Source organism: Candidatus Clostridium radicumherbarum, assembly GCF_045310525.1.
Classification (GTDB): domain Bacteria; phylum Bacillota; class Clostridia; order Clostridiales; family Clostridiaceae; genus Clostridium_AT; species Clostridium_AT radicumherbarum.
The window spans coordinates 1395600-1410116 of record NZ_JBJHZY010000001.1 but is presented as its reverse complement, the minus strand read 5'-3'; the positions used below and the strand labels follow the sequence as shown (position 1 = coordinate 1410116).

The window sequence follows — 14517 nt, the reverse complement described above, 5'->3', positions numbered from 1 at the left end:
CAATCTACAAAATACCTTTTTCCTTTAAACTTATATAAATGCCATTACCTATTATGATATGATCCAGCATTTCAATGCCTAACAGCTTACCGCATTCACTTAACCTATGAGTTAAATTTATGTCTTCGCTGCTTGGTGTTGGATCACCAGAAGGATGGTTATGACTAACAATTATAGAAGCGCAGCTTTTCTTTACTGCCTCATTAAATACTTCTCTAGGATGTACAATAGAGGAATTAAGACTTCCAATAGAAACATCCTTAATACTAATAACCATATTCTTTGTGTTAAGCAGAACAACCTTTAAACATTCCTGTTTTAAATTTCTCATGCTTTCCATTAGGAGCATAGCAGCGTCTTTAGGCTCACTAATCTTATACTCATCACCTGACTTATAAGACTTAAATCTTTTTGAAATTTCAGCAAGTGCTATTAGCTGTGAGGCCTTAGCAGAGCCTATGCCTTTTAACTGTAAATAATCTTCATAACTCGAAGTTAAGAGTCCATTTAGTCCACCTGACTCTTTTAATATCCTAGAACTTAATTCTAGAATATTTTCGTTAGAGGTCCCAGTTCTTAATATAATGGCTAGAAGCTCGTTATTACTCAAAGTTTCTACACCATACTTGAACAATTTTTCTCTAGGTCTTTCTGTATTAGGTAAATCCATAATTCTAAGTGGTTTTTCCATATAATAACTCCTTTACAGATTTACCCCCATATCCCCTAATAAAGAATACAATTTATTTATAGGCAGCCCTACAACATTATAATAGCAACCATTAATTTTTTCAACAAAAATACCTCCATAACCTTGAATACCATATGCCCCAGCTTTATCCATCGGTTCGCCACTCTTAATATAGCTATGAATTTGAGACTCAGATAGCTTTGAAAAGTAAACTTCTGTACAAACATAATCCTGCACTATACTATTTGTTACAGTGTTTATTATGGAAATGCCAGAATAAACTAAATGATTATTCCCACTTAGTGAAGTTAGCATTTTATAGGCTTCCTCTTCATTTATAGGCTTCCCAAGAACCTTCTTATTGTTGTATACAATGGTATCGCAGCCAATAATAATGTTAGCTGCCACAGTTTTACTAGCGACATTTTGCGCTTTACCTAATGATAATTTTTTTACATATTGAATACAATCACCTTTAAAGGTAACGGAATCTTCATCAAAATCACTTGCTATTACCTTAAAATCAGGAATTATTCTTTTTAATAGCTCCTTTCTTCTTTCGGAAGCAGATGCAAGTATTATAGACATAAAATCACATCCTATTTAAGCTAAAATTTCCTATATAGTATTATTGCCAATATAATACCTATTATAGTCATTAAGCTTACATTGAAATTTATGCCAAAGGAAACACTTAATATTTTTAAGTCAAGTATTAAAGGATTCTTTGTGCCAATATTATATCCATTTTTTAGAACAGATAGATACTTAATATTGCTTCCTAGTAAATCTCCGATTAAACTTCCACATATAGCACCTAAAATTATTATAAAAAAAATAAAACTTTTACTTTTTTCTGAACCCCTCATTAATAATCCCCTGCCTTTATTTATCTTTTATAGTTTAACATTTAATAAAAGTGTAAACAAGTATTTAGTACATTATTTATAATTTGTTAAGAAATAAAAAAAGTAATGTCAAAAAATAAAAAATAACATAAAAAAAGCTAGAATATATAAAATATGTTACGTGAGCTGATTACCTTATACTCAATATACATATTTTATATATTCGCTAAATTTCATGTTATAAATTCTTATATTACCTATTTACTGGTAAGCTTTTTTAATAAGTTATAAATATATATTTCAATGTTTACTGTATTATCATTATTTAAGTCCTTCGGAAGAGCATTAATATGTGTTTTATAGTCCTCCAGAATTGCCTTATTTGCATCCTTTGAATCTACTTTTTCCAGGCCATTAACCCAACTTTTTAAATCATCTGTTATATATGATTTTATATTTTTATCAGAAAGCTTTTTAATAATTTCCAGCTCTGCATTAACAATTACAGCTATTTCTTCACTGCCCAAGTTGTCTGTTTTTAATTCAAAGGTAATTTTTGAATTATCAATATTTTTAGTTTTAAGGTCATTAATTACTTTTAAACCTTCACTTTCATTATATATCCCTAATAAAACTCTTGTACCATCTTGATCCTGTATGGTAAAAGGAGTTCCATAATCCATTAATAACTTTTTTTCTTGTTCTATATTTTCAGTTTTAGCAAATTTTCCACCTTGTATCACTATAAATTTACTTGATTTATTTTCCGCTGTCTTAACTGTACCTACATCACTGCTAGCGGGAGGGGTTATATTGGCCACTGAAGCCTTCTTCATAAAAAGGTTCGAAATAAATGTTCCAAGCAAAAAAGCCACCAGTACTACTGATAACAAAACCAAAATGATTACAGTATTTTCAGATTTCTTTCTTTTTAAATCATATCTTGTGTATTTCATGGTTTACCTCCACTTCTAAAGTTTCAATTTAAAACCCTATATAATTCTATTTTTAAAAGTGGATTTTTATGATAAAAAAAACTCGGCAAAATTTGCCGAGAAGAAAAAATTAATTTTTGACTCTTCTTGCACCTGCATATCTAGATGCATAGTAGCCTTCAGACAGGCTGCTAACTGTAACACCAGTTCTTTCATTTGCTGCGTGTATAAAATTACCGCCGCCCACATATATTCCTACATGTGAAACTGAACCGTAGGTGTTAAAGAATACTAGATCTCCTGGTGCTAAATTACCTTTACTTACTGATTGACCACTACCAAACTGTGTTCCAGTGTAGTGACCGAGTCCAACACCAAATGCTCTATAGACATAAGCTGTAAATCCTGAACAATCAAATGCATTAGGTCCTGATGCTCCCCATACATATGGTTTCCCTAGAAACTTATATGCATAAGAAACTACACTACTGCTTCCTGCTGAAGCTGGAGCAGTTCCAGTTATTCCACTACCATTGTTTCTGCTTAAGGTTTTATTTTTTGTGGAACTGGTTTTTTGTTCAGTTTTTTGTGGGACTTTAATTACCTTGTCCGTATTTAAGCTTGCTGATCGAACAACCACGTTTGGTTGATCTTTGATTGCTGCATCTGCCTTAACGCTATATCCGTTAAACCTGGCAGAAATACCAAACGCCACTAAAGCTGCCGCAAATAATAGCGGTTTGGCTATAGAGTACTTCATTTGTTTCCCCCCTTCTGTTTGCTTCCGGAGTTAGCTGACGGGTTCGGGTGAAGGTTCCCTACTGATAAGACTTATAACATACATTCATGTCATTCCTAACTGGATAATACCTAGTTTTCTATATATTATAGAAATCAGATTAACCCCTGCATATATTGGTTCCTCCGTACCCATTTTTTGTAAAAACGGGATTCAGCTCTTAATTATTATATTACTAATACTGCTGATGTGTCAATGTTAATTAATAAATTAACAACTTTAACCTTGAAATTTTAAAATTATCATATCCATATCTTCTCCAGATATGTTAAAAAAGTCTTTTGAGACTCTTATCTTTTTAAAACTACTTTTCTTCCAAAAATTATAAATATCTGTATCTCTCTCGCTTACTACAGCATAAAAATCAAATATGCCTAGCTCTACATTAAAGTATTTAATCATAGCCTCTATAATTTTGCTGCCTATGCCTTTATTTCTATAGTCTTTGTCTAATAAATAATACCACAGCCAAACTTCATTAATATTTTTAAATTCTATTCTGCCTTTAATTACACCAATCAGTTTATCTTCCATTTCAATTTTTAAGAAAAACTCATTTTCACTAACATAATATTCTAAAAATCTTTCATAAAAATCATTAAACATTAGAGGTTTCTCGTTCTCACTATTTATATATTGATTATTTATCCAATGCTGTACTAATATAACGTCCTCTTTTTCTATACTAGAAACAGATATATCTTCTATATAAAAATCTACATCAAACATAAATTCACCTCACATCAATAACTTAATTCTACAAAATGAAGTAAAATCCTTTTTTAATATTAAATTATAATTAATGGTATCCATATAAGTTATTACTTGTTTATAATAAATAACTATAAATTAAATGGCATGTACATAAGTTATTACTTATGTACATGCCATTTAATGGTGCAGAAGACGGGACTTGAACCCGTACGGTCTCCCACACGCCCCTCAAACGTGCGCGTCTGCCAATTCCGCCACTCCTGCATACTTATATTCTATTTATTAGCTATGTTACATCAGTTATTATACTACCTCCTTTGCTAATCCGTCAATAATAATTTAAAACTACACAAATACAATATATTTGATCTCTGATAATGTCATAGTATACAACATTTCATTATGTTCCAAATAGAATTACAACATAAAAAGGTGGCAAAGAATAATTCTTTCCACCTTTTTATGTTGTTCTATTATTTTATAACATCACTTGTAAATTTATTTTTATATAAAAATTTATAAATATTGTAGTTTACCTTTACTCTCTTAATATATTTATCCGTCTCTTTAAAGGGTATGTAATGCAGACTCACACCATCCTTTGAATGTTCTGAATCAGCTAACCACTTTTCAACATTTCCTCTTCCACCATTATAGGCAGCCAAAACCAAATCCATATTCCCATTGAATTCTTTTTTTAAGTTATCTAAATACCAGCAGCCCATATTAATATTATAATCTGGATCAAACAGCTTTTCATTTTTATAATCATCAAGCTTCATCTGTTTTGCCGCCCATTCAGCTGTATCTGGAGTTATTTGCATTAATCCATAGGCATTCTTAGAAGAAAGAGCCCTTGATTTATAGTTACTTTCGGTTTTAATAACTGCAGAAATTAAATAAGGATCTAAATTATATTTTTTTGAATATTTATTAATAGAATCTACATAATTAAAGGGATAGAGAATTTTTGAAATATTGCTAAACTCTACAATTAGAATCACAAGCAGTAATATAACAAATACAGTAAACAGACCTCTATGTTTCATATCTTACCTCTGAACTATATATTTCTTGCAAAACCTTATCTACTTGTTTCATTGTAGCCTCAATACTGCTTCTATTATCAATTATAAAGTTAACATACTTCTTTTTATCCTCTAGTGGTATTTGGGCATTTATTCTGTTTTTTACATCATCTAAATTTAAATTATCTCGCTTAACAACTCTCTCTATTTGCGTATTTAAGTCTACCCAAACTAAAATATTAAAATCCATAGCCTTATATAGACCTGTTTCAATTAGTGTAGGAGCATCAACAATGCACATTTTAAATCCTTCATCCTTGTATTTTTCAATTTTTAAGAATATCTCTTTAATAATATAAGGTATAGTTAATGCTTCTAATTTTAATTTTCCTTCAGTATTTTTAAAAACGAAGTTACCAAGTTCTCTTCTTTTAAGAAGGCCTTTATCATCAAAAAATTCAGAGCCAAATTCCTTCCTAATATTACCAACAACTTCAGGGTAAAGTATTAATATGTCTCTTGATATAATATCTGCATCAATAATGGGTATCCCTTTTTCTTTCAGAAAATTAGACACTGTGCTTTTACCGCTTCCTATGCCGCCAGTTAATCCTACCTTTATCATAGCTTCACCTAATTAAATTTATTTGGCATCATACCAATCCTTACCGACATTTATATCTACCTCAAGTGGAACTTTAAGATCAGCAACATTTTCCATTTCTGTCTTTACTAAAGCTTCAACTTCTTTAAGTTCATCTTTATATACATTAAGAATAAGCTCATCATGGACTTGTAAAATTAAAGTACTTTTTAATTTTAAGTCTTTTAATTTCTTTGCAACATTAATCATAGCAAGTTTTATTATATCTGCTGCACTTCCTTGAATAGGTGTATTCATAGCAAGCCTGTCACCTAATGCTTTAACTACTTTATTAGAGGCATTAACCTCCCTTATATACCTTCTTCTGTTTAGAAGTGTAGTTACATAGGAATTCACCTCAGCGCTGTGAACTATATTAGTCATGTATTTTTTAACATTAGGATATCTTTCAAAATAAGTATCAATGTAGGATTTTGCTTCTTTTTTTGTTATTTTTAAATCTTTGGCCAAACTAAAATCACCAATGCCATAGACTATTCCAAAGTTAACAGCTTTTGCTCTACTTCTCATAAGAGAAGTTACTTCATCTAAAGGAACCTTAAATACTTCAGAGGCAGTTTTTGTATGGATATCCTTATGATTAATAAAGGCGTCAATTAAATTCTCGTCCTCTGCAATATGTGCAAGTACTCTTAGCTCCACTTGCGAATAGTCCGCAGAAAGTATCACACAGTCTTCATTGTTTGGTACAAACACTTTTCTTATTTCTCTTCCCATTTCATATTTTATAGGAATGTTCTGAAGGTTTGGTTCAGTGCTGGATAGCCTTCCTGTAGTAGTTACTGTCTGATTAAAGCTGCTGTGAATTTTTCCATCACTATCAATTACAGACTTTAAGCCTTCAACATAAGTAGAATGCAACTTAGTAAGCTGCCTGTACATAAGAATTTTTTCGATTATAGGATGCTTATCGCTTAACTCTTCAAGAACTTCTGCATTGGTAGAATAGCCTGTTTTAGTCTTTTTAACTACAGGCAGATCTAGTTTTTCAAATAATATTTTACCAAGCTGTTTTGGAGAAGAAATATTAAATTCCTCATCAGCTAGTACATATATGTCTTTTTGAACAAGTTCTATTTCACTTTTAAATCTTAACCCTAGGTCATTAAGCTTTTCAGCATCAACCATGAAGCCTTCTGCTTCCATATCGGCTAAGGCTTCAGATAAGGGCTGCTCAAGCTTATATAATAACTCTTCCATATTGTATTCCTTGATCTTTTCTTTAAGCCTTAAAATAAGTTCTTCAAGGCATTCAGTTTCTTCCACTATGCTTTCAGTCTCATCCCCTTGAATATCTCGCTGTAAATATTCCTGAAGTAAAGTTTTTAATTCATAGTCGCCTCTTGAGGAGTCGATAAGATAGGCAGCGATTTTAGTGTCAAATTCTACGCCTTTCATTTTTATTCCCAATTTACTTAGAAGCATGAAGGCTATCTTGTTATCATGTCCGAATTTATTAATATTTTCATTCTCAAAAATTTCTTTCAGCAGCTTCACAGCTAAAGTTTTATCTTTTGCAAATAGTGAATTTATATCAAGAATATAGTTTTTATGATTTGTATTAAAGAAGATACTATTTATATTACTCTTTGAGTAAATATTTAAATTCTCTGTTTTAAAATTCATAAATAAATTGCCTTGAACATCATTAACTAGAACTTCTAAATCCTTTTTATTATCAATTAACTCATATTTAATTTCTCTTTTTATAGTTTCGTAACTTTTATTAGAATTACTATCTTCAAGTGGCAATTTATCTAATAATGTTTTAAATTGAAGCTTAAAAAACATTTGCCTTAGACCATTTATATCTAAATTATCTTTTGATTTAATGGAGTCTAAATCAATATCTATAGGTACGTTAGTAATAATCGTTGCTAATTTTTTACTAAAAATTGCTTGTTCACTAAAATCTATTAGATTTTGCTTAATTTTATTACCAGAAACCTTATCAATATTTTGAAGTACATTTTCAACACTTCCAAATTGTTGTATTAATTTAAAAGCAGTTTTTTCACCAATACCTGGTACGCCAGGTATGTTATCTGAGCTATCTCCCATAAGTCCTTTTACATCTATAAACTCAGCAGGAGTAACTCCAAGTTCTTCTATCATTCTATTTTTATCATATACTTCTTTTTCTGTCATTCCTTTTTTAGTTATTACAACTTTAATGTCCTCAGAGGCTAGCTGCAGCGCATCTCTATCTCCAGTTATTATAAAAACCTCTATGTCCTTCTTTTCTGCAAAATTAGCTAAGGTTCCAATAAGATCATCTGCTTCGAAGCCGTCTATTTCAAAAATATCTATAGCAAGAAGCTTAAGAAGCTCTTTTAATGTAGGAAATTGTTCAGCAAGTTCCTCAGGCATCATTTTTCTTCCTGCTTTGTAATCCTTATACTCCTCATGTCTAAAAGTAGGTGATTTCCTATCAAAGGTACAAACTATATAGTCTGGCTTAATTTCCTCTTTAATCTTAAACAGCATATTTAAAAATCCATATAGTGCATTTGTATGCAGACCTTCAGTATTTGTCAAAGGAGGTAGGGCATAAAAAGCTCTATTCATCAAGCTGTGACCATCTAATATTACCAACTTATCTTTTGCCATATAATCGCCTCCATTATCTCTCATTAATTTCTCTATTATAATTTTCAATACTTTTTTTTAGTAAATTAAAATCCTCACTTGGAAATTTACTTAGCAGTTCCTTCAGTATTTCAAAAGCACATATATTTTCTAGAACTATTGATGCGGGTACCACTGCACAAACATCAGATCTTTCATATCTGCTTTTCATGTTTTTCTTATGTTTTAAATCTATGGTATTTATTTCCTTTCTAACTGTGGGAATTGGCTTCATGTACGCTTTTATTTCTATATCCTCACCATTGGAAACACCTGCTTCAATTCCACCAGCGTTATTAGACTTTCTTATAATGCCTCCATTTTCATAGAAAAGCTCATCGTTGAAACTTGAGCCTTTTAATGAAAGGTTAAGTCCGTTACCAAACTCTACGGCTTTAATACCCTGTAGTGACATAATTGCTCTACTTAAAATACCATCAAGCTTCATATCCCACTGGGTATAGCTTCCAATTCCTATAGGTACTCCTTTTATTGAAAGGAATATACTTCCTCCAATAGTTTCCCCTGCGGCTTTACAAATATCAATTTCTTTCTTAATTCTATCCTCTATTTCATTATTATAACATCTTACTTCACTTTCTTCTATTTTTTCATAATTCTTATTATCAAACAAATATGTATTTACATCACAAATATTTCCTATACTGTTTACTTTACTTCTTACAATAATATTTAGTTCTCTAAGCATATCCTTACAAAGAGCACCAACAGCCGTTCTCATTGCAGTTTCTCTTGCAGAAGTTCTTTCTATTACGTCTCTTATATCTCCGGTATTATATTTTATATATCCAACTAAGTCTCCATGGCCCGGCCTAGGAATTGTAATAGCCTCATTTTCATTTGCCCTTTTACCTAGTTTTTCCTTCCAGTTTTCATAATCTCTATTATATATAACCATGGTTAAAGGATTTCCAGTAGTATAAGTTCCTCTCATTCCAGACCAAATCTCTACTTTATCCTTTTCGATTAACATCCTAGCTCCTCTTCCATAGCCACTTTGTCTTCGTTTTAATTCATTATTTATGTAATCTATATCTATATTAAAATTGGAAGGCAGCCCTTCTATTACAGCCACTAAGGCTTTGCCATGCGATTCACCTGCATCTAAATACTTCAACATATTTGCCTCCTTGTTTATTAAAATATTACAAAGCTATAATTTTCAGCAAACTTTAATTTTATAGCAAAATGAAGCCTAATAGGCTTCATTTAAAATATGCTTAAATCTAGTTCCCGTGATAATTCCGCTAAAACCTTAATACCACCAACACTATTTCCTTTTAAATCAAGGGCAGGTCCATAAACACCGATACCCATTCTACCTGGAACTGCAGCTAAAATTCCTCCACCAACTCCGCTTTTTGAAGGAACTCCAACTTCAACTGCATATTCTCCGGAAGCATCGTAAAGACCACAGGTTACCATAATTGTTTTTACAATTCTGGCAACATTTCTTGGTACCACCTTTTCTCCGCTCCAGGGTAGTATACCATCATTTGCAAGTACTGCACCTATTTTAGCTATATCTTTACAGGTAGCTTCTATGGAACATTGTTTAAAATAAACATCAAGGACAGCTTCTACCTCAGGTTCGATGACTCCCATACTCTTCATAAAATAAGCTAATGCTCTATTTCTATCACCAGTAATTTTTTCGGATTTATAAACTTCTTCATTAAAATCTATAGTAGGATTTCCAGTAATTTTTCTTGTAAAGTTTAAAATTCTATCAAAGGTCTCCTGTCCAGTTTTTCCTGAAATCAAGGAAACTGTCGCTATGGCACCTGCATTTATCATAGGATTAAGGGGTTTTTGAATTTTTTTTGTTTCTAAGTTAATGATAGAATTAAATGCATCCGCCGTTGGTTCAACACCTACTTTTGAAAAAACTCTATCACGGCCATTATCAATTAAAGCTAACATTAAGCTTATAATTTTAGAAATACTCTGTATTGAAAACTTTGTGTTGTAATCTCCGGCAAAGTATTCTTCACCATCTAAGGTTATAACTGAAATCCCTAGAGCATCTGGATTTGCCTTAATTAGTTCAGGTATGTAAGATGCTACTTTCCCATTTATAGTAAAATGTCTATTATTTTCAATAATTGCTTCTAACAGTTTGTTCATTGCTGCCTCCGATTTTTATAAATTAACCTTTAATTCCTCATTATTTTACATTAAATCAGAAATATAATAAAGACCTTTATTGTATTTTATTTAAATTATAAATGACAATTAAAATATTTTATTGATTTTTTTATGAAGCTATGCTAATATTAGTAATGTAATTTTGCCGGTGTGGCGGAATGGCAGACGCACATGACTCAAAATCATGCGGGAAACCGTGCCGGTTCGAGTCCGGCCACCGGCACCATAAAAACCCTGTACATTTGTACAGGGTTTTTATTTAAAATTCATCTGTTACTTTTTTTCTTCTAGGTCCTTTATCATCCTTTTCTTCACTTATACTTACTCTATTGGGCTCTTTATTTTTTGCCTTATGTTTATTTTTTTCCTTTGTCATATTTATACACCCCTATTTAATCCCTTTGTTTTATGTTTTTCCATTTCATCCTCCTGAATTAATTCAGGCTTAGAGGGCTTTTTGTTTTCTTTTTTTGTTGATTTTTTTGTTTCTTTATGACTCATGATACTTCTCCTTTTTATCTAATGCCCACTTCGTTATGAAGTGCCTTAGCACTTTCAGCTATAGGGTCATGTGATATATTTTTCTTTTTAAAATCTCCGTCTTCCTTTTTGTTATTTTGAGTTTTCCTAATATTGTTTTTTCCACTCATAATAAACTCCCCTTTCATATATTAGATTTTCCAATGTAATATCTTTTATGTGTATAAGTAATTCGAAAAAAGAGCCAAAAGACTATTTTTTAATCCATTTCCATGTATCCTATTTCCCTATAAATATCTTTAAGTGCTGCTTCCATTTCTTTTTCTTTAATTTCGTATAAATTTGCAGTTCCGTTAACTATATCAGATGGATTTAAATAATTGTTTTTCTCCTTAATTTTTAAATTTTCTTGATCATCCATAAGTTTAATCTCCTTTATAAGTGGGAATAAGTTAACCATAGGATTTACAATTAATTTAAATTTATACTATAGCTTTTTTTTCATTATCATCTTTTGTTTTTAAAATGTTTGACCACTTACTACATCTATCTCCAAAATAGCCCAAAATGTTTTTCTCATCCTTTATTTCTGAAATCTCACAATTGTTGGTGCAGCCCTCACACTCAAAGCTTCTTGAGTAGACTTCCTTTTCTGCTAAACTTAACCCTCTGAATAAGCTGTATTTTTTCTTTGCTACTGCTTCACTTGCAAGTATTGCTGCTCCAATGGCTCCCATCATATTATAGTGCTTAGGTACAATCACCTTCATGCCAAGTTCCTTTTCAAAGGCATCCTTGATTCCAATATTTGCAGCGACACCTCCTTGAAAGATAACTTTGCTTTGTATGGTTTTACCCTTTGCAACATTATTTAAATAATTTCTAACTAAGGCTTTACAGAGCCCTGCAATAATATCAGCCTCATTATATCCAAGCTGCTGTTTATGTATCATATCTGATTCAGCAAAAACGGCACATCTTCCTGCGATTCTAACAGGATTCTCTGACAGCATTGCATAATTACCGAACTTTTCTATAGGTATTTCCAGTCTTTCTGCCTGTCTATCTATGAAAGAACCGGTTCCTGCTGCACAAACTGTATTCATTGAAAAATCAGTAACAATGCCATTATTAATTAATATAATTTTTGAATCCTGACCTCCAATTTCAATAATGGTTTTTACGGAGCTATCATACTGCAGTGCTGCTACGGCATGTGCAGTTATTTCATTTTTAACAATATCTGCTCCAATAATTGCTGCACAAATATGTCTTCCGCTTCCAGTTGCCCCTGCAGCAGCAATTTCTTCATCCTTAAATTCAGTTTTTAAAATTTTTAAGCCTTCTTTAATAATTTTAATTGGGTTTCCTTTGGTTTTTAAGTATAGCTCTTTCTTTACACAATAATACTCATCAATTAAGACAAAGTCTGTGCTTACAGAGCCTAGATCAATTCCTAGAAAATACATTTTCCCTTCTCCTCTCAAGTAAGTCAATAAAAGCTTCTAGCCTAGTGATATAGCCAGCTTCTCCTGTCATTTCATCGATTACTAAAGACATAATAGGAAAGTTTTCCTTTTGAGAAATAACAGGTAGAATAGATTTTGAAACTATTTCAGGCATACATCCTAAGGGCAGTATTTGAATTGCCCCATCAAAACCCTCTCTTTTGGCCATCATTGCTTCACCAATGCATTCCTGTGCATGGCCTCCAATTCCAAGCTTTAAGTAATCCTTTCCTGCTTTTTTTATTGCTAAAGAATCTAATTTTAAAGGTGATAATAAAGTGTCCTTAACCCACCAGCTAGGTGATAATTTTCGCTTACTGCATATACCATATTCCATAAGCTTATCTTCTAAGTACATATTAGCAAAGGGTTCAATTATGGTATAAATTTCTCCTATAATGGCAATTTTTAATGGATTTTTATTTTTATCAATTTCAATATTTCTTAGCTTTTTAAAGTATGCTTTAAGGATACTTTTCATATCCTCTGCATTTGGGCAGCTTATTAATTTGTTTTTCAGTTCTTTTAATAAAGTACTACATTCACCGCTATTTTTTTCAAAACCTGCCTTATAGTGAAGGTCAGCTTCAAATTTATCCATTAAGCTGTTAATTTTTATTGCATTAAGTACTGCCACCGTTCTATTTATAAAATTCTTATTACTTGCCCCTTTTATTTTATTTAATCTATACAAAAGCTCATTAACACCAATATCAGAAGGCTGATCTAAGACAATGAAGTCTAAGTTAAAGCCTAATTTATTCAGTAAATTCATTTGCAGCTCGCAGTATTCTCCAAATCTACATGGACCGCAGCTTCCTGTAATTAGTACAGTATCAGCACCTAATTTTATACTTTCAATATAATTTCCTATCATAAGCTTGAATGGAAGACATATTTCCTCAGGTGAATATGATGACCCTATTTCAAGAGCCCTGTAACTATTTTGAGGGGGCATTATATAGTCTATTCCAAGTCCAGAAAACAATGCCTTAGCTGCAATATTAACATTACCTAGATGAGGAAAGGTAATTCTCATTAAATTCCCTCCTTTCTAACATATCCACAAAGGCCTCTAATCGTGTATCAACCCCTGCTTCTCCAGTATGTTCATCTAATTTTATTGTTAAAAGTGGAAAGTTTCCAATTTCATTTTTTATCAGCTCAAGAACTATAGAATCAATCCCGCAGGCAAAAGATGATATATATATTAATCCATCAACCACTTTATTTCGAGCAAGGTATACAGAACTTCCAAAGGAGTCTTTTGCAAAAGCCCAAAAAGGCCTTTTAAATAGACACTTAACTTCCATTTCGATAAATTCCTTAGCAATGTTATCTTCTGTAATAACTGAAGCTCCTAATCTTTTCAGTTTATTCACCACATTCATGTTTACAAAGCTATCATAAATATTATAAGGATGCCCAATAAGTCCTATTTTATATTTGTAAATATTTTTGTTTTCTTCAGCAACAATATTTTTAATCTGTAATGCTGAAGTTAGAGCTTTATTGATCTTTTCTTTATCCCTAGTAATAGCACTTGCTGCTTCCTTTGCAGCCCTTAGTAAATGTTTCTTATCATAGGCGTAAATCGTACTTGTTATTAATGGCGGCAAATCATTTATGTTATTTTTAATCATCTCTGGTAGTCCACAGAATTTTGGACATATGTATTCTTTTTTATTAAGCTGCATGATTCTTGGCACAAAAATCATATCGCATTTATTTTTCAAATATGCTGTATGTCCATGAAAAACCTTTATTGGAATACAAGCTTCATCTGTGCAGTACTTAACTCCTTCATTAAATATCTCTCTATTTGTATTTTTAGATGTTAGAACATTTACTCCCAATTCCTTAAAAAATACTTCAAAATAAGGGTAATACTTATAGTTCATAAGTCCCTGAGGAATACCGACAATCATGAGTTATACCTCCATTTTAATTAACTATACAATTAATAACTATATCCTAAATCTATAAGATTATACTTTTTTTAGAATAGGGCTAAAGTTTTTCAGTAATATTAAATAATTATTGTTCATATGTT

Annotated in this window: 17 protein-coding genes, 2 tRNA genes and 1 riboswitch; of the genes, 1 reads left to right on the top strand and 18 read right to left on the bottom strand. The window is 31.4% G+C overall.

Annotated features, from left to right (window positions below; all coding sequences use genetic code 11):
* Positions 1-4: 4 nt before the first annotated feature.
* The 12 genes from radC to glsA form a co-directional block, all read right to left on the bottom strand.
* A complete protein-coding gene (gene radC, locus ACJDUH_RS06675; protein ID WP_406764375.1) occupies positions 5-691 on the bottom strand; it encodes a RadC family protein in 687 nt (228 codons plus the stop codon).
* A 12-nt stretch (positions 692-703) separates the two neighbouring features.
* Positions 704-1279 carry a Maf-like protein gene (locus tag ACJDUH_RS06670; protein WP_406764374.1) on the bottom strand — a complete coding sequence of 192 codons (576 nt, stop codon included), beginning with the start codon at positions 1277-1279 and terminating at the stop codon, positions 704-706.
* A 20-nt stretch (positions 1280-1299) separates the two neighbouring features.
* On the bottom strand, positions 1300-1560 hold the full coding sequence (locus ACJDUH_RS06665; protein WP_406764373.1) for a DUF4321 domain-containing protein: 261 nt from the start codon (positions 1558-1560) through the stop codon (positions 1300-1302).
* Positions 1561-1796: 236 nt separating this feature from the next.
* The gene (locus ACJDUH_RS06660) at positions 1797-2495 is read right to left on the bottom strand and encodes a hypothetical protein (protein ID WP_406764372.1); all 699 of its coding nucleotides are present in this window, start codon (positions 2493-2495) and stop codon (positions 1797-1799) included.
* 109 nt (positions 2496-2604) lie between these two features.
* Positions 2605-3234 (bottom strand): C40 family peptidase, encoded by a 630-nt coding sequence (locus tag ACJDUH_RS06655; protein ID WP_406764371.1) that lies wholly within the window; start codon positions 3232-3234, stop codon positions 2605-2607.
* A gap of 4 nt (positions 3235-3238) precedes the next feature.
* Positions 3239-3442, bottom strand: a riboswitch (cyclic di-AMP (ydaO/yuaA leader).
* A 50-nt stretch (positions 3443-3492) separates the two neighbouring features.
* Positions 3493-4002, bottom strand: a complete 510-nt coding sequence (locus tag ACJDUH_RS06650) for a GNAT family N-acetyltransferase (protein WP_406764370.1) — start codon at positions 4000-4002, stop codon at positions 3493-3495.
* 166 nt (positions 4003-4168) lie between these two features.
* Positions 4169-4251, bottom strand: a tRNA-Leu gene (locus ACJDUH_RS06645).
* A 209-nt stretch (positions 4252-4460) separates the two neighbouring features.
* Positions 4461-5036, bottom strand: a complete 576-nt coding sequence (locus tag ACJDUH_RS06640; protein ID WP_406764369.1) for a lytic transglycosylase domain-containing protein — start codon at positions 5034-5036, stop codon at positions 4461-4463.
* Positions 5026-5640 (bottom strand): dephospho-CoA kinase, encoded by a 615-nt coding sequence (gene coaE / locus ACJDUH_RS06635; RefSeq protein ID WP_406764368.1) that lies wholly within the window; start codon positions 5638-5640, stop codon positions 5026-5028. The genes ACJDUH_RS06640 and coaE overlap by 11 nt, the downstream gene beginning before the upstream one ends.
* A gap of 18 nt (positions 5641-5658) precedes the next feature.
* Positions 5659-8289 (bottom strand): DNA polymerase I, encoded by a 2631-nt coding sequence (gene polA / locus ACJDUH_RS06630; RefSeq protein ID WP_406764367.1) that lies wholly within the window; start codon positions 8287-8289, stop codon positions 5659-5661.
* Between the two features lie 13 nt (positions 8290-8302).
* Positions 8303-9448 (bottom strand): chorismate synthase, encoded by a 1146-nt coding sequence (aroC, locus tag ACJDUH_RS06625; RefSeq protein WP_406764366.1) that lies wholly within the window; start codon positions 9446-9448, stop codon positions 8303-8305.
* An 89-nt stretch (positions 9449-9537) separates the two neighbouring features.
* Complete coding sequence (glsA, locus tag ACJDUH_RS06620) at positions 9538-10455, bottom strand: glutaminase A (protein WP_406764365.1); 918 nt, start codon at positions 10453-10455, stop codon at positions 9538-9540.
* Between the two features lie 165 nt (positions 10456-10620).
* On the opposite strand from glsA, the gene ACJDUH_RS06615 reads away from it, so the two are divergent.
* Positions 10621-10702 (top strand) — tRNA-Leu (locus ACJDUH_RS06615).
* 152 nt (positions 10703-10854) lie between these two features.
* On the opposite strand, the gene ACJDUH_RS06610 is transcribed toward ACJDUH_RS06615, so the two are convergent.
* From ACJDUH_RS06610 to ACJDUH_RS06585, 6 genes are all read right to left on the bottom strand, one after another.
* Complete coding sequence (locus ACJDUH_RS06610) at positions 10855-10977, bottom strand: hypothetical protein (protein WP_406764364.1); 123 nt, start codon at positions 10975-10977, stop codon at positions 10855-10857.
* Positions 10978-10991: 14 nt separating this feature from the next.
* Complete coding sequence (locus ACJDUH_RS06605; protein WP_406764363.1) at positions 10992-11126, bottom strand: CPC_1213 family protein; 135 nt, start codon at positions 11124-11126, stop codon at positions 10992-10994.
* Positions 11127-11215: 89 nt separating this feature from the next.
* Positions 11216-11377, bottom strand: a complete 162-nt coding sequence (locus ACJDUH_RS06600) for a hypothetical protein (RefSeq protein WP_406764362.1) — start codon at positions 11375-11377, stop codon at positions 11216-11218.
* Between the two features lie 61 nt (positions 11378-11438).
* A complete protein-coding gene (locus ACJDUH_RS06595) occupies positions 11439-12425 on the bottom strand; it encodes an acyl-CoA dehydratase activase (RefSeq protein ID WP_406764361.1) in 987 nt (328 codons plus the stop codon).
* Entirely contained in the window at positions 12406-13503 is a 1098-nt protein-coding gene (locus ACJDUH_RS06590) for a 2-hydroxyglutaryl-CoA dehydratase (RefSeq protein ID WP_406764360.1), read from the bottom strand. The genes ACJDUH_RS06595 and ACJDUH_RS06590 overlap by 20 nt, the downstream gene beginning before the upstream one ends.
* Positions 13475-14392, bottom strand: a complete 918-nt coding sequence (locus ACJDUH_RS06585) for an acyl-CoA dehydratase activase-related protein (RefSeq protein ID WP_406764359.1) — start codon at positions 14390-14392, stop codon at positions 13475-13477. Before ACJDUH_RS06585 ends, ACJDUH_RS06590 begins: the two co-directional genes overlap by 29 nt.
* Positions 14393-14517 lie beyond the last annotated feature (125 nt).